The sequence below is a fragment of the Paenibacillus rhizoryzae genome (assembly GCF_059686995.1).
Window position 1 is genome coordinate 71,362 of sequence record NZ_JCAALT010000002.1, and the last position, 20,732, is coordinate 92,093.

Below are 20,732 nucleotides of genomic sequence, written 5' to 3' on the forward strand. Positions count from 1 at the left end.
ATTCCATCCTCCGTCTGATACGTTCACATTTAAGTTGCATTCTTTACACTTGTGCTGATTCGATCTCGTCCAAAATCAGCTCGGCTTCCGGCTCAGGGGAGTGGAATTGACCGATCTTACGGAATTTATTGTAACGATCTACGACAAGCTCCTCTGAGGAAAGCTTGGACAGCTCGCCAAGATGGCGCCAGATCGCTTCTTTAATGGTTTCGGACTGCACAGCCAGGTCGCGATGCGCCCCGCCTTGCGGCTCCTCAATAATTTCTTCCACGATGCCAAACTCAAGCAGATCGCCGGCTGTAATTCTCATAACTGCAGCCGCTTCATCTGCGCGGGAAGCATCTTTCCATAGGATGGATGCCGCGCCGTTCGGCGAAATAACCGAGTAAATCGCATTCTCCAGCATGAGCACGCGATTGCCGACACCAAGTGCCAACGCACCGCCGCTGCCGCCTTCCCCTATGACCACGCAAATAATCGGCACGCCGAACATGGCCATTTCGCGGAGATTACGAGCGATCGCCTCGGACTGACCGCGCTCCTCCGCCGTATTCCCGGGATATGCGCCTTTCGTATCGATTAACGTTACAATAGGACGTCCGAACTTATTCGCCTGCTGCATGAGTCTCAGTGCTTTACGGAATCCTTCCGGATGCGGACTGCCGAAGAAACGAGCAATGTTATCCTTCGTATCTTTCCCGCGCTGATGGCCGATTACCGTAACCGGTACGCCGTTCAGCTTAGCAAGTCCTCCCACAATAGCAAGATCATCTGCAAATAGACGATCACCATGAAGCTCGATGAAATCGGTGAAAATCATCCCTATGTAATCCAGGGAGGTAGGGCGGCCATGATGACGCGCCAAGTGCATTTTCTGCGCCGGCGTCAATTCATTGTACAGCTCTTCCTGCAACTGTTTACAACGGTCCTCCAGTCGGCTGATTTCATCGCTGAAATCAATGCCGGACTCTTGGCCGAATTTCTTCAGCTCTTCGATCTTCTTCTGCAGCTCGTTAAGCGGCTTCTCAAACGGCAGCTCACCCGCCATTGATAATTTCCCCCTTTACCGAATGCATATCAAGCAATTTAGCTAGTGTTGCTTTCATTTCTTTACGATGAACCACTTTATCAAGCTGGCCATGCTGTAAATTGAATTCCGCTGTCTGGAAATTGTCCGGCAGCTTCTGACGAATCGTCTGCTCAATAACCACTCGACCGGCAAAACCGATAAGGGCACCCGGCTCGGCCAAGTTAAAGTCGCCAAGCATCGCAAAGCTTGCGGAGACGCCGCCTGTCGTAGGATCTGTAATAACGGAAATATACAGACCGCCGTCGCCTTGGAACTTTGCAAGTGCCGCGCTTGTTTTGGCCATTTGCATCAAGCTGAGAATGCTTTCTTGCATCCGCGCGCCGCTGGAAGTAGAGAAAATGAGAAGCGGCAGCTTCTTCGCATGGGCTTGTTCGATAGCTCGCGTGATTTTCTCACCGACAACCGAACCCATGCTTCCTGCAAAGAAATCAAAGCTCATGAAAGCGGCGACGACCGGCAATCCGCCGATCGTCCCCTCTCCTGTAACAACCGCATCTTTAAGACCGGAGCTCTTCTTCTGAGCTTCCAGCTTGTTTGCATAACCCGGGAAAGGAAGCGGATCAACCGATTCCAGTTCCGCATCATACTCAACCAAACGCCCTTCATCGAGCGTAATGGCGATTCGTTCCCAAGCGTTCAGCCGGAAATGATGGCCGCAGCCCGGGCATACTTTTAAGTTTTTCTCGACTTCTTTGCTGAATTGAATATTGCCGCACTTCGGACATTTGGACATCAAGCCTTCCGGAATATCCGGCTTCGTTCTCGGCTGGCCCGAAGGAATTGTGGCATATTTCTTTTTATGAAATAAGTCCTTGAACACAAAAGACACCTCTTTGGGGGCGCAAAGTTTTAATATACTTCGTTGCGCTTGTGAGTACGCAGTAGTTTTGAATGTACCTCTGTAAACGCAACAGTTCTGAATTTACACGCTGCGCGTTAGGTACGCAATAGTTTTTTTTACATCGCCCGCGCGTGGGTACATCGTAATTGGAATTAACGTTGCGAGTTGAGAATGTTATTTAACACTTCCTGCACTTCTTCCAGTTCGCCAGATGGGACCAATATTTCGTACTGTTGCTTGGAAACATTAATCGGTCTGATCTTTACGAGAAACCCTTCTTGGGTCAGCCGGTTTTTAATGCTCTCCGCAATTTTTGCCGTCGGCGCGATGTAGATAACCGTCCACATGAAGGAACCTCCTGAGCATTGATAAAAGATCATCTGCGCGTACTTGTAAACGCATTGGCCGCAATATAAACACACGTTATCTGGGCATATGATGTCATAATGATACCATATGTTTAGTTTTCACCGCAACGCCACAAGGCTGGAAGCGAATTTGAACCCCCAAGTGCCGCTCTTTACGTCTAAGGACGATCCTCGATTTCATAGCGGTTGGCCTTTGGATCCTGATGTGCGATGCGCGCGGATGCCGCAGCAGCCAGCCCGGCTACCAAATCATCCAGAAAGACATGCACATGCTTGCCTTTCTCGTTCAATTTGCGAATGATGCCCGGCTTTACTTTGTCCAAATAGCCAAAGCTTGTGAGGCCGATCATGCCATATACATTGGTGATGCCAAGAGCCAGCGTTTCATCCACTCCATAGAGGGATTCATCTGCCTCCATAATCGCCTGAAGCGGCTCAGGCAGTAGCTTGCGCTCCGCTAGCTCATCGAGGGCAATGCCTGTAAACAGCACATACTGCACCTCGCGTTTATTAAGAACCGTATGCACACTCTCTTCGCATTCTTGGTAAGTGAGATCCGGATTATAAGGACGCTGCAGCGAAAATACGATATCCGCAACATCACCGACTGATACACCACGTCTGTTTAGCCATTTTTCCATGTCGGACGACACTGTTCATTCCCCCCGCATCTGCTTGTACGAATCGGGCGGAGCGCCAGCGGCCAACAACCATCGTCAGCTGACAAACGTCAGTCCGCACAAGCGGCGAAATGCAGAGCCAAATTAATAGCGCTCTGTGTCTCCTAAATGTATGCGGGCATGTTACAACTTGTGCCTGGCTTTATAAAACGATTAATCGCGCCGGTTAGAGCGAGTTCAGCAACAATCGACTCCTAATCTGACTCTCGCACAGGATGTCTTTTATTATTTCACGACCGCCGAGCCTTTACCAAAAATCGACTCGATCTGCTGCAGCAGCTGCGGCGAGGGTTTAATTCGGAATGCATCATTCAGAGCGACAGTGCGGCCTTCTCGCTCATAGAACAGCACCGTCTCATAGGTGCCGGCGCTGCCTCCGAGCAATGCCTTCAGCTTCTCAAGCGCCGCAGAATCTTCGCGCCCCGCAGCGATCTTGATATAGAGCCGCTGCGGACGTTTTGCCGGCGCCGCTGACTTAGCCGGGACGGCTTGCGCTGCGGAAGGGCCATTAGCCGGAGCGTGATCCGCCGCTGCATGGTTCTTCGCGGAAACCGCCGGTTTCTCGGTTCCCGGCGCCGCTGCACTTGAGCCCGCCGTCTTCAAAGGCTGCGATCCAGCCTGCGCGCTGCCACCGCCTGCGCCGCCTTTGCTGCGATCCGCCGCTCCCGCCGAAGCGCCGCCGGCAGTCCGCGCGGTCTTGCTGCGCGCTTGCCGCAGCAGGCGCTGCACCTGCGAGGCGGCATCCTGACCCGTCCCGCCGCCATCACCAAGCAAAGCAACATCCTCGATCAGCAGCTTATAATCCTCGTCCTGATGCTGCACATTCGCGAGGACGAGAACCAAGCTGCCGGGATCGAGCAGCCCCGAGTGCCGCTGCCAAATCGTCGGAAAAGCAACGGCTTCCACGCGCATAATGCGATCCTCGATTTCGAGAAAGGCCATCGCTTGTCCTTTGCGCGTCGTAAACGGCTTCACCGACACCACCATCGCGGCTATGACGGCGAAAGAGCCTTCCGGCGCTTCGGATAAATCAACAAGGCGGTCGAGAGGCAATTCCTCAAGCAATGTCTTATGGTCGTCAAGGGGATGACCGGACAAATACATGCCGAGCAGCTCCCGCTCCAAGGCAAGCAGCTGTCCCGTCGTAAACGGACGAACCTCCGGCATCTCGATATCCCAGTTCTGCACTTCGTCGAAGCCGAACAGCTCGATTTGCAATTCTTCGCGTTCCTTACGCCATTTGAGCGCGGCATCGACCGTTTCGTCCAGCACCGCTATCAGCTGTGCGCGGTGACCGGCCAATGAATCGCAAGCCCCTGCTTGAATCAACGACTCCAGCACCCGTTTGTTCACGACGCGCAGGTCGACTCTTCGGCACAGATCAAGCAAGCTGTCAAACGGACGATCCGCACGCTCCTTCAGCAGCGAATCTATCGCCTGCGTGCCGACATTCTTGATCGATGCCAAGCCGAAGCGTACCGCCCCGTTAACCGGCGTGAACGTCACGCTGCTCTCGTTCACATCAGGCGGCAGCACGGCAATGCCCATGCGGCGGCATTCATCCACATATTCAGCCGTCTTGCGCTGGCTTCCCGTCACTGAGGCCAGCATAGAAGCCATGAACGGAACGGGATGGTTCGCCTTCAGCCATGCCGTTTGGAACGCCAATACGCCATAGGCGGCGGCATGCGCGCGCGGGAAACCATAGTCGGCGAAACGGACAATCATATCGTAGACCGCATTGGCGTCCGACTTCTCATAGCCCTGTGTTAAACTGCCCTCCACGAAGTGTGCACGCTGTTCGTCCAGCACTTCGCGTTTCTTCTTGGATACGGCACGGCGCAGCAGATCCGCTTCCCCCAGCGAGAAACCCGCCATGGAGGAGGCAATTTGCATGATTTGCTCTTGATAAACGATGATGCCATACGTATCAGCTAGAATCGGCTCCAGCGATGGATGCGGATATTCCACCTCCACATGTCCATGTTTGCCTTGTATGAATTTAGGTATAAACTCCATCGGACCCGGACGGTAAAGCGCCAGTACGGAGACGATGTCTTCGAATTGCGTCGGCTTCAGCTCTTTGAGCACGCGGCGAACACCGGCTGACTCCAATTGGAAAATGCCTGTCGTTTCACCGCGTGTCAACATCGCGTAAGTCGCAGGGTCTTGATCCGAAATAAATCGAAAATCGACGGTTATCCCCTGCTGTTCCTTGACCCAGTTCAGCGTCCGCTCAAGAATAGACAGCGTACGCAGTCCCAGGAAGTCCATTTTAAGCAAACCGACAGATTCCAAATGTTCCATCGAATACTGAGTCAGCGCCGTACGCTCGCTGCCTGCTTGAAGTGGGACATAATGCGTCAGCGGCTCGCCGGAAATGACAACCCCCGCAGCGTGGGTCGAAGCATGGCGCGGCATGCCTTCCACCTTCAAGGCCATCCGCAGCAGATCGCCTGTCTTCGGCTGGCGTTCCGTCGCCTCGCGAAGCTCCGCACTCATGCGCAGCGCTTCTTCCAGCGAAATGCCAAGCTGGTTGGGGATGAGCTTCGCTGCCCGATCCACCTCGGCGAAAGGAACAGCCATCGCGCGGCCGACGTCCCGTACGGCAGCTTTTGCCGCCATCGTACCGAACGTAATGATTTGGGCCACATGCTCTTCGCCATATTTGGCAGAGACATAACTGATAACCTCATCGCGGCGTTCGTCATTAAAGTCGATATCGATATCGGGCATGGAGATCCGTTCCGGGTTAAGGAACCGCTCAAACAATAGCTTGTATCTGATCGGATCCACGTCGGTAATATTCAGCGTATACGCAACCAAGCTGCCGGCAGAGGAACCCCGTCCCGGGCCTGTACGAATGCCCTGTTCATGGGCAAAACGGATGAAATCCCAAACGATGAGGAAGTAGTCGCTGAAGCCCATTTTGTCAATGACGCCGAGCTCATACTCCAGTCTGGTCACCGCTTGTACCTTCGCATTGGAATCCTCGGCCCAATCCGAATTCCCGGCATATCGTGCCTCGAGTCCTTCATGGCACAAGGCTGCCAAGTAAGCCGAAGACGTCATTCCGGTCGGAATCGGACTGAACGTTGGAAGCAGCGCTCGGCCGAACGTAAGCTCCAAGTTGCATTTCTCCGCAATTTCAACCGTGCGCGCAACCGCATCCGGCGCTTGCCGGAACAGCATCGTCATTTCATCGGCGCTCTTTAAATACATCTGGTCCGTCAGCATTTGCAGCCGATCATCATCTTCGATTGTTTTGCCCGTGCCAATACAGATCAGCACATCCTGCACCGCCGCATCCGCCGATTTCAAGTAATGGACGTCGTTCGTAGCAACGGTCTTAATCCCTGTTTCCTTGGCAAGTGCAAGCGTCGCCTGCAGCACTTTCTTCTGCTCCAGCATGCCGTGATCTTGCATCTCCAAGTAAAAGTCGTCGCCGAAAATATCACGGTACCGATTCGCCGATCGCAGCGCATGCTCGGTTCGGTCATGCAATAAATGCTGGGCAATCTCGCTCCCCAAACAGGAGCTAAGACAAATAAGACCCTCCGCATGCTGCGAGAGTGATTCAAAGTCGATACGCGGCTTGTAATGGAAGCCCTCCAAATGTCCGATTGAGCTCAGCTTCATCAAATTACGGTAGCCGGTCTCATTCTTGGCGAGCAAGATGAGATGATAAATCGGATTATCTTTGCGGGTGCCTTTCTCGAAACGCGAGCCCGTCGTTAAATAAACCTCGCAGCCGATAATAGGTTTGATTCCTTGTGCCCTGCAGGCTTTATAGAACGGAACGGCGCCATACATGACGCCGTGGTCCGTAAGTGCCAGCGCCTTCATGCCAAGCGCGGAAGCTTGATCCACAAGATCTCGGATTCTTGCAGCCCCATCGAGCAGGCTGAATTCGCTATGAACGTGTAAATGTACAAAGTCTTGTCCGCCGCTCATCGCTATTCCTTCTTTCTTTCTATCGAAGCATCATTTTATACTAGTTTATCATATTGAAGCCCTCCTCGCCCATAGAATGGACTAGGGGACGAGCATGACGTCCTCTCATTCCACAGGAAGGGTGAACGTATAAATGGACTCCTTCTTATCCAAAGCGACGATCGATTTCTTCATTGCCTTCGGCGTTGTATTCGGCGGCTCCATGCTGGCGGGCATTGGATCTGTCTTCGTGTTGGCCGCCCCGGCAGCCGTTATGCTGGAAACCGCGACAAGGCTGAAAATATGGGCGCTCGTAGCGGCCGTTGGCGGAACGATCGACCCGATGCGTGTCATTGAGAGCAACATGATCGAAGGACATCTCTCGCCGGTTGTGCTGCAAATCGCGTATATCCTATGTGCTTTTCTCGGTGCGCATATGGGAACTGAGCTTGTCCGGTGGTTATGCAGAGGGGCGGTCTGACCGATGAGGGTACCGCCTTTTGAACGGTTTACGAGGTTCATGCAAGCGGCTGCTTATGTCGTGCTGGGGTCGATATTAGGCGCGATGTTGTATCACGCCGTCTTCTTTATGAACTTTAATGCGCTTCGCGACAGCAACACGGCGCTTGAGGATAAGCTGATCGAATACGAGGATCGAATCGAGAAACTAAATAAATTCAAGGACCAGCATACCGTTATTCAGAGCATTCAGCCGATTATGCTGGATAATAAAGGGAGTGGCGGGGCTGCCATCACGAATGAACAAGTCAAGCTGGCACTCAAATCAAAGCTTAAGACCGACTTGTCCGTCTTCGTGGGTACCAGTATTTACAAAATCAATTCCAATGCCGAGCTTTCCTGGGACCTGCTGGACCGCAAAATTTATACCGTGGAAGGTAAAGAGTTTATCGTGCAAATTCGGACGATGCTTGTCGTAGATAACGTGCTTCAAGTGTGGTTCAAAGCTACGCTCAATCAACGACAGATTAATTGATTCTGCTCGGTACCCGCCGTTTCACTTGCAGCTGCAATTCATGGTACAATAAGGCACATATTGAAAGCTGCACAGCTTAAAGGAGATGCTTGTTTTACTATGGTCAACGCATTGCATTGGGCGATCGTCATTATTATTTGCGGCACATCGCTGCTCTCGGTTTATTTCAGCTTCCAGGCACGCCGCTCTGCGGACACCCGTGTACGTGGTCTAAACGCAGCGCGGATGAACATGAGCATGGGCATCATGCTAATCTTCATCGCTTTGTTTATGATGCTAGCTTACAGCGGCTCCACGATAAAAGTTATTATCGGCGCTCTGTTTATCGTGCTGGGACTGTTCAACCTGTTCGCAGGACTGCGCAACGGCAGCGTTTACCGCTCGATGAAGGGTTAATACGGATCAATCAGCTGCGCTGTCAGCAGCGCTTTGGCAGCAAGGCCGCCGGGGTCCTTCAACTCGATTTCGAGCTTGGCGCTCTTGCGGCTCATCTCCAGCAAACTCGGCATGATGACCACTTCGCTCTCCAGTTGGACAGGTCTTACGAAGTATGTCGTCATGCTTTCAATGACATAATCCCGCTTCCCTAACTCCCGAATTAATCCCCGTGCCGCCTGATTCATGAGCGTAACCAATACGCCTTCCGAGATTGTACCGAACGTGCCGGACATTTGCGGCGTAATCCGTCCCTCGTACAGCCATTCTCCACTATGCTCGCTCTCTTTCTTCTCAAAACCCGCTCCTATTAACTCGTCGAAGGTTTCGCCTGATTCCTTCTGTTTCCCGGCATACCGCATCGCTTCCAGCACTTCACTTCGGCTAAGCGCCGCCAGCAGCTTACGATTCTTATCGACGATCGGCAGCAGGTCGATCCCTTCGGCTGCCATCGTATGCGCCGCAGAAGCAATCGGAATGTTCGGCGCAGCCGTAATCGGGCTTCGCGTCATCAACCGTTCAACCAGTTGAGTTTCCTGTGCCCCTTCGGCATCCTTAGCCGTCATGATACCGACAACTCGGCCTCGATCGTCCAGCACCGGAAAACGCGTCCCGCCGACACGGCTCGCAAGCGAAACGTAATCCGCCTTCGTCTCCCCGAGTCTCATCGTTTCAACCGGACGGCTGTAAGTGACGATGTCCTCGACAAGCATGATTTTCTGGCGGATCAATCGGTCAAACATGGCGCGGTTAATCATCGAAGCGACGGTAAACGTATCATACTTCGATGAGATTATCGGCAAGCCTTTCTCATCTGCAAGCCGCTTCATATCCTCGCTGGTGCCGAATCCCCCTGTAATTAACACGCCTGCTCCCTGCTCAAGCGCGCAGCCGTGCGCCCCTTGCCTGTTACCGACAATCAAGAGACTGCCTGCATCGATATAACGGACCATCGCATCAAGCTCCATCGCACCAATGACGAATTTATGCAGTGTTTTCACAAGTCCTGCCGCTCCGCCGATCAGCTCGCCTTGCACGATATCAAGCACTTCTCCGAACGTTAAACGGTCTAGCGATTCCCGGTTCTTCCGCTGTATGCGGACCGTGCCGATCCGCTCTTTGGTGCTGACAAGCCCGGTCGATTCCGCTTCTTTAATCGCTTTATAGGCCGTGCCTTCACTGACTTCCAGCTCTTCGGCCATCGTGCGTACAGAAAGTTTCGTACCAATTTCGAGCTGCTGGATATACTGCATGAGTCGCTCATGTTTTGTCTGCGATTCAAGTCCTTTTTCTCCTGTTATCACAGTGGCCCCCCTTACTTGTTTCAACCAATTGGTCGGCTTGTTCTAGTTCTATATTAGCAGATGCTCTTCCTGCTGGCACATCTGCTGAGAGGTCAAGTATCTCGGAAAAAGGGCCTTTCCCCCATGTTTTTCATGATGTCCGCTAATCACCAAGGGGTAGATGTCCTCATATGATGAAAGTAATTCGTGTGAAAATCCCATAGACCGCAAGCTGCACGTCGTCATCCTCCAGCTTGGAAGGAGATCCGTCGATGCTGAAATCGAAAGTCGCCGTTCAGGTGATCAGCCCAGGCATCTTGCCGGATGATGCCATTATGCTCGGTGATGCTTATTTGAGACAGTGGAAAATACCGCAAGGGCAGCCCATTATGCTGAAATTCGGTGCATTCCGCCACTATGTAAAAGTCGTCCCGGTCGAGCGGTTTGACGGTATGCGTATTGGGCAAAGCTTAGCCCGCAAAATGGGGCTGATCTCAAGCACCACACTGCGAATCCGTTACCGGCAGGATAATGCCACTCTCGCGATAGGTCCGCTGATCGGCGTACTTATCAGCCGGGATGATCCTGAAGCCAGGGATCGGCCGTTTGGCACCATCACTATGTTCTGCAAGGAACTCGTAGACGCCTGTGAAGCGCAAGGCGCTCATGTTTATTTCTTCACACCGGATCATATTTCAGACAATTTCAACACACTCGAGGCTTGGGTCTATTCCGATGGCTGGCGGAAAGTACTTGTTCCTGCACCGGATGTGGTCAACAATCGTCTGACCTCTCGCAAGCTTGAAAACCGACCAAATGTACAGCTCTTCATCAAAGAAACCAAGCATCGTCATAACAGCGTCGTGTTCAATGAGAAGTTTCTCGATAAGGCCGAAGTGTTTGATGCTCTTGTGAAGGATCCTTCGCTCGTTCGTTATCTGCCCGAATCCCATGTGCTTCGCAGCTTTCAGGTGTTGAAGTCGATGTGCTTGAAGCATAATACCGTCTTCTTGAAGCCGGTACGCGGCAGCTTGGGCAAAGGCATCATTCGCATTTCCAGATTAGATACCGACTCCTATTCCGCACAGTATGCTACGACTACAGGCACACGCAGGCAGCATTTCGGCGGGATCGATAAGCTCTATGCTTCCCTCTCAGGCAAAATGAAAACGGTGCGCTATCAAATTCAGCAAGGGCTGCATCTCATCGACATCATGGGTAGACCTGTCGATTTCCGAGCGCTCGTGCAGAAGAACGAAACCGGTAAATGGGCGCTTACTTCCATAGTGGCGCGAACGGCAGGCACCCATCATTTCGTGTCGAACTTGGCACGAGGCGGTACGCTCAGCACGGTGAGAGAAGCGGTCAACAAATCCAATTTGTCCAGCGCAAACGGTCAGGATGCACCAGGGAAGCTGCAGCGGGCGGCGCTTGAAATCGCCAAAGGGATTGACACACACATTCCCGCCCACTTCGGCGAGCTGGGAATCGACTTGGCGCTTGATGCCAGCGGCCGAGTATGGCTGCTCGAAGTGAACTCCAAGCCGTCCAAGAACGACAATACACCGCTTCAGGATAATAAAATCCGTCCTTCCGTTCGAAATATGGTGCGTTATGCAAGACATTTGGCCGAATTTTAACGTAAAGGAGGAAGCGGTGATGGCTGAGCATCCGTACAGCAGCGTCCTCGGCATTATGATTAGCGAACTTCGTGCACCCTCCTCAAGCCCCGGCGCCGATGATCCCCTTCCGGTGATGCCTGAGGATCTATTTTGCCGTCGTTTATCTCGGTTAGGGCAGTCACTTGGCCTATTCGTCTATTTATTCTGCGCTTCCCAAGTCACGGGAGGCTCCTCTCGATTGATTAAGGGCCTCATGCTGAAACACGGCCAGTGGCAGCAAGGAAGCTTCCCGCTTCCCGATGTTCTCTATGACCGTTCGCTTCCAAAGACAAATGCCCAATATAGAACTGCAAGCCATGCACTGGCGGAACTGAAACGCCTGAAGCCGTATATACTGCTGAATGGCGCACTTCCCGGCAAACTAGACGTTTATCGGGAGCTCGAACGGGATTCGCAGCTGTCGCCGTGGCTGCCTTCAACCTTCAAGTACGAAGGAGCTTCCGCGCTCACGCAGCTGATGAAGCAATATCCCGAAGGCTTATTCCTCAAACCAACTGCAGGCAGCCATGGCAAAGGTGCCATTCGCCTGCTTCGGAGCGAGGACGGCTGGCATATTGACGGCCGTGATCGAAAGAATCGCCCCCTCGCGATGATACGCGACAATTGGCAGGATGTATGCCGATGGATCAATGGCTTCGTTGCAACCACGACGTATATCGTTCAGCCTTACTTGCCCCTCACCGGTAAAGATGGCCGATCGTATGATGTCCGCGTATTGATCCAGAAGGACGAAACAGGCAAATGGTCGTTCACAGGGGCAGCTGTCCGGACCGGGCAGCAAGGGAGCGTTACCGCCAACTTACATGGCGGCGGCTCAGCCCAAAGCGCGCTGGAAGCATTGACGGAACAGTTCGACAGCGAAACCGCTGGACGGCTGCTCGGGCGAATTCGCTGGATCAGCGAACGGGCGGCGGCGGCGCTGGAGAATCATTTTGGCAGGCTCGCCGAACTTGGCATTGACTATGGCATCGAGCAAGGCGGCCGTATATGGCTGCTTGAAGCGAATGCCAAACCCGGACGGAAGGCGCTGGAAGGCGACGAGAGTGCTGCGAGGCTGGCCGTTGAACGACCGATCCGTTATGCCATGAAGCTCGCCGCGCACAGGCAGCCGGTTTATCAGTTTGGACGAAATCAAAGGAGATACATCCAGGAGGTTCATCCATGAGTTTGACATCTTGTCATGTACACTTCTCACCATCAAGCGATCGAATCGTTTACCTGTCGGGCTCACTCCTTAAATCGCTGAAGCTCGCCGGCAAAAAAACCATTCAACTAAAGCTTGGTCATGAAAGCATAACTGCTGCCGTTAAGCCGATCGATCGGCAAGGCCATCACCTCTACCTCTCCGCAGGCGTTCGCCAATCCATCCGGGTTCCGAAGGCAGGCAGCATTTCTTATATCCAGGGCAGCGAAAATGAGGTTCAAATCGGACCTCTCATCGGCGTGCTGACCGATGGCAGCCGATCTGCCGATTCCCCTTTCGGCGCACGTTCGGGTTATATCCGGCAGCTGCTTCGTACAGGGGAACGCAAAGCCTACTTCTTCGCCTTCACTCCGCGTGATGTGAACTGGAATCAAGGGACGATCAACGGGTATTTCCTGAATAGTACGGGAAGCTGGTACCGCAAAGTCGTTCCGCTCCCGGATGTCGTTTATAACCGCCTCCCAAGCCGCATCGCGGAGACGACGGCTACGATCATGTCGCTGCGGGAGAAGTTTATCCGTAAGGGGGTTCCGTTCTTCAACTGGAGCTTCTTCAATAAATCCGATGTCTATAAGCTGCTCGATAAGGATGTCGAGGCGCTGGAGCATTTGCCGGAATCGGTGAATAACCCGCGTGCCGATAAAATCAAAGAGATGCTTGAGAAACATCAATTTATCTATTACAAACCTTCTGCCGGGAGCCTCGGCATCGGGATCTATCGGCTGACATATCACCCCAAACGCGGCTATTTTGCCAGATACCGCAGAGGAGATACGAATGTGCTGCTGCGTTTCACGAGCTTCAGCAGTCTGATGAGGATGCTGGAAACCAGACATGGCAGCGGTCTTGGCCGTTATGTCAGTCAGCAGGGCGTGCGATTGATCGAAATTGACGGATGTCCGATCGACTTCCGTTTCCATATGCACAAGAATGGCAGCAACAAGTGGGTTCCTGTGGGCATCGGCGCGAAGAAAGCCGGGCGCGGCAGCGTTACCACGCATATCAAGAACGGCGGCTCGCTGCTTACGCCGGAGCAGGCGCTCAGCCGGGCGTTCGGAGATCGCTCCGATGAAATCTTGACGAAAGCCAAGGATGTCTCGGTAAAACTGTCGGAAGCGATTGAACGCAATTTCCCTCATACGCTGGGTGAACTCGGACTTGATATCGGCATCGACAAGGATGGCGAGGTCTGGATGTTCGAAGCCAATGCCAAGCCGGGCCGGTCGATCTTCAGCCATCCTGCGCTGCGTGCGCAGGGACGTGATTCCGTTACTCATATTCTGGATCATTGCATGTATTTAAGCAGGTTCACGGGGCAAGGAGGCGAAGCTTAATGGCACTCGTTATTCACGAGGATACGGCGGTGGATGAAGCCGCCTCCATTCAGCGTAAGCAGCCGGTACTCGCTATCTTGACGATTGAAGATGAGATCCAGCTATTTCGAGGCAATCGCGGAAACTTCGCAGACATCATTGCTATGGGCACCGAGTTCGGGTTTCTGGTTTATGTGCTAACCGTCAAGCAGCTGAAGCTTCAGCGCAAGCTGCTTGACGGCTTTACCTTCAATACGGCTACGGAGAGCTGGGAGCTGCAGAAATTCCCGCTGCCAGACCTTATCTATAACCGCATTCCGCTTCGCGAGGATGAGCTGCAGCCGGAAGTCAGGCGTAAAATTGCGGCATGCGTCAAACATCCCCGCATCCAGCTCTTCAATCCTGCTTTCTTCAACAAGTGGAGCCTGTTCAAATGGCTGAAGCAGTCGCGTACGACTCAGCCTTTCATTCCGGCGACACGCCGTCTGCTAACGATCAGCGGGCTCGGCAAGATGATGCTGAAGCATAAATATTTGTATCTCAAGCCTGTCAGCGGCAAAGCCGGTAAAGGGATCATGACCATCCAGCTGCAGCAGGAAAAACCGCTTCCCTATCGTTTGAAGATCCAAGGGGATCGCGGAAGCACGACCTACAATTGCGGCACGATCGGGAAGCTGTGGACGCGCATTATCAAAGAAAGCAGCGGCGAACGTTATATTGCCCAGCAGGGCATTCAGCTCGCTGCCTTCAATGAGCGCTCCTTCGATCTTCGTGCGCTCGTGCAGAAGAACCGGCGCGGACAATGGGACATCTCCGGCATTGGCGCACGTGTCGCCGGAACGTACAGCATTACGACACATGTGCCGCGCGGCGGCAGTATCGAAGACCCCGAGAAGCTGCTTGTCAGCGTATTTGGTCAAGATGAGGCACGTAAACTGCTAGTAAAGGCCCGCAACGCTGCGTTAATTATTGCTCGTCAAATCGAGCGCGGCTCCGGCCGCCGCTTGGCGGAAATGTCGATGGATCTTGGCGTGGACCAGTTTGGAGGTATCTGGTTCTTCGAAGCCAACGCGAAGCCGATGAAATTCGACGAGCCGGATATTCGCAAACGTTCGCTTGAGCGCATCTTTCACTACAGCCAATATTTGCTCAAGCTGAAGGGTCTATAGCGAGGAGTGATTTGCCGTGCAGGTAAAGCTGCTAACACCGTCCCAATGGGCATCTGCGAAGGAGAAGGTAACCCGCTTCTTATACCGGTATGGCGACGATCGCATCACGAATGCAGCCTTGGTTGAGCTGCGGGAACTCCCCGCGGCGCAGCTGGCCTGCAGCCGTTCCGGTGAAGCTTCTGCCGCAATTGCGCTGGCGATCTCTAGCAGCGGCAAGCTGGCTGCATGTGCATTTGCCGCTGAAGGCGGCGAACGCGCATGCTTCGTCGTCGTTTCCCCGGAGTTCCGCGGCCAAGGCGCCGGAAGCGCGCTGCTAAAGGCGCTCAGTCAGCGCATGGGCTCGCTTACCTGCTCCGTAGCCTCGGATAATCCCTCCAGCATGGCGATGTGTTTCCGTGCCGGCATGAGGGCTGTTAGCTTGCATACCGGTCCGACCGGCAAGCCGACACTGCGTTTTGAGAGCTAAGTTATCACTGTGCGGTGCCTCATCGCAAAACGTTAAGTTTACGCTTCCGATTCCGATGCTAGTTTGTGCTCTCCCTACCGATTTCCATCGGTTCTTCACCGCAAAATCTTTGAGGAGGAGTCCTTATGGTTCAGCCGGTTCTCGGCATCCTAACGCTCTATCTGAACGACAATGGATTGCTCGAGGAGAAACCGATCTATCAACGCATGACGTTGGCCGGCAAGAAGCTCGGTCTTGAAGTATTTGTGTTCACACCGGCGGACGTCAACTATTCAGATAACCGGATTCATGCCCATATCTATGACACGTCATCGCAAAGCTGGACGCGCAAATGGCGCTCTTTTCCCCATATGATCTATGATCGCTGCCGCATTCAGCGCAGCCATCGGTTCGTTCAGCTCAGTCATTTTCGCAAAAAATACGGCCACTTGACCTTCTTAAACCGAGTGCTCCGCAACAAGTGGACGGTGTATCGCACGATGCGCAAAGAAAATGACTTTGTCCCCCATCTCCCTATGACAAGGCTATACGAGAATCCCAGCGATCTAACGGAAATGGTCCGTAGATATCCGCTCATTTATTTGAAGCCGATCAACGGTACCGGAGGCAGAGGCATTCTGCGCATTGAGAAGCAGCAGGGCGGCGAGTATTTAATCCAGGGCAGAGATCAAGATCGGCGCATCGTTCGTCCACAGCGCGCTTCCCTCTCTGGCATTCAAGGGCGACTGGCCTCATGGGATTTGAAAGGGAACCGTTATCTCGTGCAGCAAGGTATCCAGCTTAAACTGCCGAACGGCCGCGTGCATGATTATCGGATGCTCGTGCAGAAGAACGGCAACGGGGAATGGGAAGTGACCGGCTGCGCCGGACGAATCGGCGCCTCTGGCAGCATTACCTCCAACCTGCACGGCGGCGGTCAAGCCATCAAGATGCAATCGCTGCTTAGCGACTGGATTCGGAACGAGGATACGGCTTCGGATATACGTCAGAAAGCCGAGGATTTCGGCGTAAAAGTAGCTGTTTATCTTGAGGAGTCTTATGGGCGATTATGCGAGCTCGCGCTTGATCTGGCTATCGACCGGAGAGGACAAATCTGGCTGCTCGAGGTGAATCCGAAGCCGGCTCGCGAAGTATTCGTGCAAGCCGGAGAGCGCGAGACCTATAAGCAAGCGATCATTCGGCCGCTGGAATATGCCGTCTGGCTCTATGATCAGAAGAAGCGGCGCAAAGAGAAGCTTGATAAACAGGATAAACAGGATAAACAAGATAATCAGGAGAAGCATGTGCCTTCGCTGGATTAAGTCCTACAAGGCCACATCGTTAACATATCTTCCAAAGAGAGGTACGAGGTACCTCTCTTTGGACTACATACAGCTATTTCAATCAAGGAGAGGTACGAGGTACTCCATCCTCACCTTCTCACCAATGAGCTCTACCCGCTACCTCTCTTCGCTCTCCATCCTCACTATTCCGCTAAAGTACGGTACCTGTTACCTCTCTGTGTTCTTCATTCCCGATTTCACGCCAAAGTACGAACGTTGTGCACCTAGAAGTCTACATAAGGGCCAATGAGGCGAAATCCGTGTATGAAGCTCACCTAGAGATCTACATATGAGCTAAAGTGACGAAATCCGTGTATGAAGCTCCTCTAGAGGTCTACTTGAGAGATAGAGGAGCGAATATCTCAAATGAAGCTCACCTAGAGGTCCTCCTCATTACCTTCGAGGCAGCCAAAGCGGTGAAACGGCATATGAAGCCCACCTAGCTGTAACTTGTACTGGTACCGCCACCGCTCTCGCATCCCCTCCTCACCGCCCGCACACCTCACTCACTAACCAAACAAAAAAGGCCGCCTCAAAAGTCGCCAAGCACACTTTTGAGACAGCCTATTCCTTCTACACTTGCGTCAACGCGAGCAGCTCGCGGAAGTCGGAGATAAGGGCATCCGCTCCTTGCAGCTCTTCCTTCCGACCGTACACGGCATAGGCGCAGCCAACGACGCCTAGCCCATTGCTCTTGCCAGCTTCTACATCGGAGGAACGGTCCCCCACCATCCAGGCGGACTTCACACCATGGTCTTCCATGAGCCGCGCTACGAGATGGATTTTCGACGCAGTCCCATACTCCCCTGCACTATACAATCCATCGAACAAGGGAGCGATTCCCTTGTATCGGGCGACTTCTTTCACATACCGCTCCAAGCCGTTGCTGGCAACAAACAACCTGATCCCTTGCTCCTTAAGCGACTGCAGCGTCTCGGCTACATGCGGATAAAGCTCGCCCTCGCCAGCTTCCAAGCCTTCGAGCTCATATTGGAGCAGCAGCTCGTCAGCCCGTCTCTGAGCCGCCTCTGTACCGTCCGGCATCACTTTACGCCAGATGTCCTCCAGCAGCATCCCAAGACAGCCCAGCAGCTTCTCTACCGGCGGAGTGGGCTTCATATACAAACCCTCTGCCCGCAGCGTTTCGAAGATACGCTCATGCACGTGGATGAGCAGCGTATCCGTTTCAAACAATGTACCATCCATATCAAATATAATGGCCTCGGGCCGTGGCAATGTAACGTTGCTCTGCAAGAAGAAATCCCCTTTTCGCATTATTGCCCTTTATCATACTGGAAAAGAAGACTGCCGCGCAACCTGCATTTACCATTTGCCGGGATCAATATCTTTCGGGCCTAGCCCATCCCATACATTCGAAATGTTCGCCTGCTCCGGATGCTCGAACACCAGGAAGGCCGTTGGCAAATATCTGCCTTCGCTGCTCTTAGTCGACGGTTTGTTGATGACATGACCGTCATTGACCAGAACAGTGGACGATCCGCCATCTAAATTGGCTGCGATGACTGCCCCGCGTTCCAGCATAATCTGCTGCACATCGTACAGATTCGCACCAATACTATGTCCGGGCTGTCTGCCGTCGATGACGACGAAGAGAATAGCACCATCCTCCCGCTGTCCCATCGCCGTCCTGGGCGCGATTCCCCAGCCGTCTGCCGCATTCTTTATAAGCCCTTTCCCATTCACGATAATGCGAGGCTGGAACGTCACCGCTTCCTGCACCCCCATCTGCTCCAGTTCTGAGAGCGTATAGCGGCCTGCTACCATTTTGCCGTCGCGATCCAGTCCTACGACTTGCGTTGATTTCGATTTGCCCAAATCATCATAGAACAGCTTCCCGCCAGACATGACGATGCCAATCGGCTGAAAACCATTTCCTTGCCAATTCGGATCGGCAAACCCGCCGCCATTGACTCCGGCTATTGCTCCGGTTCGCTCTACCATGCTCCGCACGCGTTCACCGCGGCCTTGTTTCGCCGGAACGCCGATCCGGATTTTCGTCGGATCATTAACCGTCATGACATACCCGCTGTAGCCTGTTCCGGAAATCTCCTCGATTTCGACCAGCGGCTTCTCCTCCGGCTGTGTGATGGCAGGTACGGCTGCATTAACCGGCTGCGGTTGCAGCTGCGGATGTATTTCATGTGTATCTCGTTCTTCTCCCATCGCATTAAAGCGCTGCTGATATTGCTGTACTCGCACATCGAGCTCATGCTGTCCGATGATGTACTTCGCCCAATGCCTATGCTGTGTTGTAATGAGCGTATCCGCCATCAGATAGCGAAAGTTGCTGCCGGACGGTGTCAACAGCAGCCACCCGATTCCGGTAATGCCAAGCATCAGCAGGACGATCCCGCCGATGGTCATCATGCGAACCATTCGTTTCCATCGTCTTCTGAATCCATGGGTGATCGTCGCTTGGTGCTGTAGTGGAGTGTCAGTACGTTTCATAGATGCCTCTCTCGGTGTCGGTACATTCGATTGTATGTCCATCCTCCGCCTCGCTTTTCCCAGACTTCAAACACATTGTAACTAGTAAACGCGGTGCGGAATATAAAAGTTTCAGTCGAATGAAGAATTTGACAAAACTAGTTAAATTTCGCCAAAAACCGCTTATGAAATCACCAAAAAAAGCTGGCCCCGCGCGAGGGCCAGCTTCGTACTCGTACATTAGATTGACCGCAAAATTAGAACACTTTCTTCGTGCTCTGATCAGCTTTTATCATCTCGACCGCTTCCTTGAAACGCATGGCATGGACGATTTCACGCTCACGCAGAAATTTCAGGCCATCCTGCAAATCCACGTCGTCGGTCATATCGATAATCCATTGGTACGTCGCACGCGCCTTCTCCTCGGCTGCAATATCCTCATATAAATCAGCGAGCGGATCTCCCTTCGTCGCTATGTAGGCTGCCGTCCAGGGCACACCTGAAGCGTTGTTATAGAATAGACCGTTATCGTGATTCACGTAACTCGGAGCTAGCCCCGCTTCTTCAAGCTGCTTCGGTGTCGCGTCTTTCGTAAGCTTATAGATCATGGTAGCGATCATTTCCAAATGGGCAAATTCCTCCGTACCGATATCCGTAAGCAAACCAATGACCTTGTTAGGAATCGAGTACCGCTGATTTAAATACCTTAGCGCCGCTGACAGCTCGCCATCGGCACCGCCGTATTGTTCGATCAGATAGCCGGCAACCCTCGGATCGCATTTGCTGACCCGAACAGGGTACTGGAGCTTCTTCTGATAAATCCACATGGAATCTCCTCCTCTCCTTTCTCCACCTGAAAGTCAGCTGTTATACTTGCCACGGCCAAGGGCACTCGACCCACTGCCATGGATATTTGGAGTAACTATGTCCGAATTGCATAAGCGGGCCGTACTCCATTTCGAATTGCATGGCACATTGCTGCCGCTGCTGTGCCAACTGGTTGAATTGCTGCAGTGCCTGCAGATCATTAGGATGCGTATCAAGATAAAGCGTTAACTCTACCAACGCAAAATCCAGCTGCTGCAGTTCAAGCAGCTTCTGATAATATTTTTCGTCCAGCTGCTTATTCATACTGCTGCCCCCTCATTGAGCTTTTCGCCTCATAAGGACCATATAATGCCGGCCAAAGGGTCCCTAATTTGAGTGCATCTGCAAGTGAGAATTGCGGCAAATTCATCGGCTGATAGGGCATAAATTCATTCGGCGGTACGTAGTAGGATTTCACGTATTTAGGCGGGCAAGGATCGAACGGACCTATGAACGGATACCAATCTCGAGTCGGCTTCATCGCATTCACCTGTATTCTCCTCCTAATAATCGATTCGGACCGGAGCAGTAACAAAAATCCATTTCTAATCATATGACGTTCGCCCAGTAAATGTTCCTGTAGATTAGGTTAATATTCCATTTTGATTTCCCGGGGAATAGTGTACTTGCATCAAAA

At 52.8% G+C, this 20,732-nt stretch carries 20 protein-coding genes; 9 read left to right on the plus strand and 11 right to left on the minus strand.

The features are described from left to right. Window positions 1-43: 43 nt before the first annotated feature. The 5 genes from AC6ESO_RS05650 to AC6ESO_RS05670 form a co-directional block, all read right to left on the minus strand. On the minus strand, window positions 44-1,048 hold the full coding sequence (locus AC6ESO_RS05650) for an acetyl-CoA carboxylase carboxyltransferase subunit alpha (RefSeq protein WP_497090555.1): 1,005 nt from the start codon (window positions 1,046-1,048) through the stop codon (window positions 44-46). After that, entirely contained in the window at window positions 1,038-1,910 is an 873-nt protein-coding gene (gene accD / locus AC6ESO_RS05655; protein WP_497090556.1) for an acetyl-CoA carboxylase, carboxyltransferase subunit beta, read from the minus strand. Before accD ends, AC6ESO_RS05650 begins: the two co-directional genes overlap by 11 nt. Window positions 1,911-2,083: 173 nt before the next feature. After that, window positions 2,084-2,278: a glutamate decarboxylase gene (locus tag AC6ESO_RS05660; protein WP_090981787.1), complete on the minus strand. Its 195-nt coding sequence runs from the start codon at window positions 2,276-2,278 to the stop codon at window positions 2,084-2,086. Between the two features lie 179 nt (window positions 2,279-2,457). Then, window positions 2,458-2,952, minus strand: coding sequence for a phosphatidylglycerophosphatase A family protein (locus AC6ESO_RS05665; RefSeq protein WP_497090557.1), 495 nt, complete (start codon window positions 2,950-2,952; stop codon window positions 2,458-2,460). Between the two features lie 252 nt (window positions 2,953-3,204). Then, a complete protein-coding gene (locus tag AC6ESO_RS05670; protein ID WP_497090558.1) occupies window positions 3,205-6,933 on the minus strand; it encodes a DNA polymerase III subunit alpha in 3,729 nt (1,242 codons plus the stop codon). 133 nt (window positions 6,934-7,066) lie between these two features. On the opposite strand from AC6ESO_RS05670, the gene AC6ESO_RS05675 reads away from it, so the two are divergent. The 3 genes from AC6ESO_RS05675 to AC6ESO_RS05685 all read left to right on the plus strand — a co-directional run bounded on the left by AC6ESO_RS05675 (window position 7,067) and on the right by AC6ESO_RS05685 (window position 8,302). Further along, window positions 7,067-7,393, plus strand: a complete 327-nt coding sequence (locus AC6ESO_RS05675; protein ID WP_494818524.1) for a YtrH family sporulation protein — start codon at window positions 7,067-7,069, stop codon at window positions 7,391-7,393. Between the two features lie 3 nt (window positions 7,394-7,396). Beyond that, on the plus strand, window positions 7,397-7,906 hold the full coding sequence (locus AC6ESO_RS05680) for a sporulation membrane protein YtrI (protein ID WP_497090559.1): 510 nt from the start codon (window positions 7,397-7,399) through the stop codon (window positions 7,904-7,906). A 99-nt stretch (window positions 7,907-8,005) separates the two neighbouring features. After that, on the plus strand, window positions 8,006-8,302 hold the full coding sequence (locus AC6ESO_RS05685) for a YtpI family protein (RefSeq protein ID WP_494818522.1): 297 nt from the start codon (window positions 8,006-8,008) through the stop codon (window positions 8,300-8,302). Here AC6ESO_RS05685 and AC6ESO_RS05690 read toward each other — a convergent pair. Continuing rightward, window positions 8,299-9,642 carry a DRTGG domain-containing protein gene (locus AC6ESO_RS05690; protein WP_494818621.1) on the minus strand — a complete coding sequence of 448 codons (1,344 nt, stop codon included), beginning with the start codon at window positions 9,640-9,642 and terminating at the stop codon, window positions 8,299-8,301. The two genes, AC6ESO_RS05685 and AC6ESO_RS05690, sit on opposite strands and share 4 nt — an antisense overlap. 254 nt (window positions 9,643-9,896) lie before the next feature. On the opposite strand from AC6ESO_RS05690, the gene AC6ESO_RS05695 reads away from it, so the two are divergent. From AC6ESO_RS05695 to AC6ESO_RS05720, 6 genes are all read left to right on the plus strand, one after another. Beyond that, the gene (locus AC6ESO_RS05695) at window positions 9,897-11,264 is read left to right on the plus strand and encodes a YheC/YheD family endospore coat-associated protein (protein ID WP_497090560.1); all 1,368 of its coding nucleotides are present in this window, start codon (window positions 9,897-9,899) and stop codon (window positions 11,262-11,264) included. 19 nt (window positions 11,265-11,283) lie between these two features. Continuing rightward, entirely contained in the window at window positions 11,284-12,471 is a 1,188-nt protein-coding gene (locus AC6ESO_RS05700; RefSeq protein ID WP_497090561.1) for a YheC/YheD family endospore coat-associated protein, read from the plus strand. Continuing rightward, the gene (locus tag AC6ESO_RS05705) at window positions 12,468-13,844 is read left to right on the plus strand and encodes a YheC/YheD family protein (RefSeq protein ID WP_494818519.1); all 1,377 of its coding nucleotides are present in this window, start codon (window positions 12,468-12,470) and stop codon (window positions 13,842-13,844) included. Before AC6ESO_RS05700 ends, AC6ESO_RS05705 begins: the two co-directional genes overlap by 4 nt. Next, window positions 13,844-14,992: a YheC/YheD family endospore coat-associated protein gene (locus AC6ESO_RS05710; protein WP_497090562.1), complete on the plus strand. Its 1,149-nt coding sequence runs from the start codon at window positions 13,844-13,846 to the stop codon at window positions 14,990-14,992. Before AC6ESO_RS05705 ends, AC6ESO_RS05710 begins: the two co-directional genes overlap by 1 nt. 16 nt (window positions 14,993-15,008) lie before the next feature. Continuing rightward, window positions 15,009-15,458, plus strand: a complete 450-nt coding sequence (locus tag AC6ESO_RS05715) for a GNAT family N-acetyltransferase (protein WP_494818517.1) — start codon at window positions 15,009-15,011, stop codon at window positions 15,456-15,458. A 125-nt stretch (window positions 15,459-15,583) separates the two neighbouring features. After that, the gene (locus tag AC6ESO_RS05720; protein ID WP_497090563.1) at window positions 15,584-16,759 is read left to right on the plus strand and encodes a YheC/YheD family endospore coat-associated protein; all 1,176 of its coding nucleotides are present in this window, start codon (window positions 15,584-15,586) and stop codon (window positions 16,757-16,759) included. Between the two features lie 594 nt (window positions 16,760-17,353). Here AC6ESO_RS05720 and AC6ESO_RS05725 read toward each other — a convergent pair. From AC6ESO_RS05725 to AC6ESO_RS05745, 5 genes are all read right to left on the minus strand, one after another. After that, entirely contained in the window at window positions 17,354-18,055 is a 702-nt protein-coding gene (locus AC6ESO_RS05725) for an HAD family hydrolase (protein ID WP_497090564.1), read from the minus strand. A gap of 48 nt (window positions 18,056-18,103) precedes the next feature. Continuing rightward, the gene (locus AC6ESO_RS05730) at window positions 18,104-19,249 is read right to left on the minus strand and encodes a phosphodiester glycosidase family protein (RefSeq protein ID WP_497090565.1); all 1,146 of its coding nucleotides are present in this window, start codon (window positions 19,247-19,249) and stop codon (window positions 18,104-18,106) included. A 236-nt stretch (window positions 19,250-19,485) separates the two neighbouring features. After that, window positions 19,486-20,055 (minus strand): manganese catalase family protein, encoded by a 570-nt coding sequence (locus AC6ESO_RS05735; protein WP_497090566.1) that lies wholly within the window; start codon window positions 20,053-20,055, stop codon window positions 19,486-19,488. A gap of 40 nt (window positions 20,056-20,095) precedes the next feature. Then, window positions 20,096-20,359, minus strand: a complete 264-nt coding sequence (locus AC6ESO_RS05740) for a spore coat protein CotJB (protein ID WP_497090567.1) — start codon at window positions 20,357-20,359, stop codon at window positions 20,096-20,098. Then, entirely contained in the window at window positions 20,352-20,576 is a 225-nt protein-coding gene (locus AC6ESO_RS05745) for a spore coat associated protein CotJA (protein WP_497091058.1), read from the minus strand. Before AC6ESO_RS05745 ends, AC6ESO_RS05740 begins: the two co-directional genes overlap by 8 nt. Window positions 20,577-20,732 lie beyond the last annotated feature (156 nt).

Excerpts from the sequence above, each read along its gene's own strand:
- AC6ESO_RS05725 (WP_497090564.1), bottom strand. The coding sequence starts at position 18,055 with ATGCGAAAAGGGGATTTCTTCTTGCAGAGCAACGTTACATTGCCACGG.
- AC6ESO_RS05740 (WP_497090567.1), bottom strand. The coding sequence starts at position 20,359 with ATGAATAAGCAGCTGGACGAAAAATATTATCAGAAGCTGCTTGAACTG.
- AC6ESO_RS05660 (WP_090981787.1), bottom strand. The coding sequence starts at position 2,278 with ATGTGGACGGTTATCTACATCGCGCCGACGGCAAAAATTGCGGAGAGC.
- AC6ESO_RS05720 (WP_497090563.1), top strand. The coding sequence starts at position 15,584 with ATGGTTCAGCCGGTTCTCGGCATCCTAACGCTCTATCTGAACGACAAT.
- AC6ESO_RS05685 (WP_494818522.1), top strand. The coding sequence starts at position 8,006 with ATGGTCAACGCATTGCATTGGGCGATCGTCATTATTATTTGCGGCACA.
- AC6ESO_RS05705 (WP_494818519.1), top strand. The coding sequence starts at position 12,468 with ATGAGTTTGACATCTTGTCATGTACACTTCTCACCATCAAGCGATCGA.
- AC6ESO_RS05735 (WP_497090566.1), bottom strand. The coding sequence starts at position 20,055 with ATGTGGATTTATCAGAAGAAGCTCCAGTACCCTGTTCGGGTCAGCAAA.
- AC6ESO_RS05675 (WP_494818524.1), top strand. The coding sequence starts at position 7,067 with ATGGACTCCTTCTTATCCAAAGCGACGATCGATTTCTTCATTGCCTTC.
- AC6ESO_RS05700 (WP_497090561.1), top strand. The coding sequence starts at position 11,284 with ATGGCTGAGCATCCGTACAGCAGCGTCCTCGGCATTATGATTAGCGAA.
- AC6ESO_RS05695 (WP_497090560.1), top strand. The coding sequence starts at position 9,897 with ATGCTGAAATCGAAAGTCGCCGTTCAGGTGATCAGCCCAGGCATCTTG.
- AC6ESO_RS05670 (WP_497090558.1), bottom strand. The coding sequence starts at position 6,933 with ATGAGCGGCGGACAAGACTTTGTACATTTACACGTTCATAGCGAATTC.
- AC6ESO_RS05745 (WP_497091058.1), bottom strand. The coding sequence starts at position 20,576 with ATGAAGCCGACTCGAGATTGGTATCCGTTCATAGGTCCGTTCGATCCT.
- AC6ESO_RS05650 (WP_497090555.1), bottom strand. The coding sequence starts at position 1,048 with ATGGCGGGTGAGCTGCCGTTTGAGAAGCCGCTTAACGAGCTGCAGAAG.
- AC6ESO_RS05710 (WP_497090562.1), top strand. The coding sequence starts at position 13,844 with ATGGCACTCGTTATTCACGAGGATACGGCGGTGGATGAAGCCGCCTCC.
- AC6ESO_RS05730 (WP_497090565.1), bottom strand. The coding sequence starts at position 19,249 with ATGAAACGTACTGACACTCCACTACAGCACCAAGCGACGATCACCCAT.
- AC6ESO_RS05680 (WP_497090559.1), top strand. The coding sequence starts at position 7,397 with ATGAGGGTACCGCCTTTTGAACGGTTTACGAGGTTCATGCAAGCGGCT.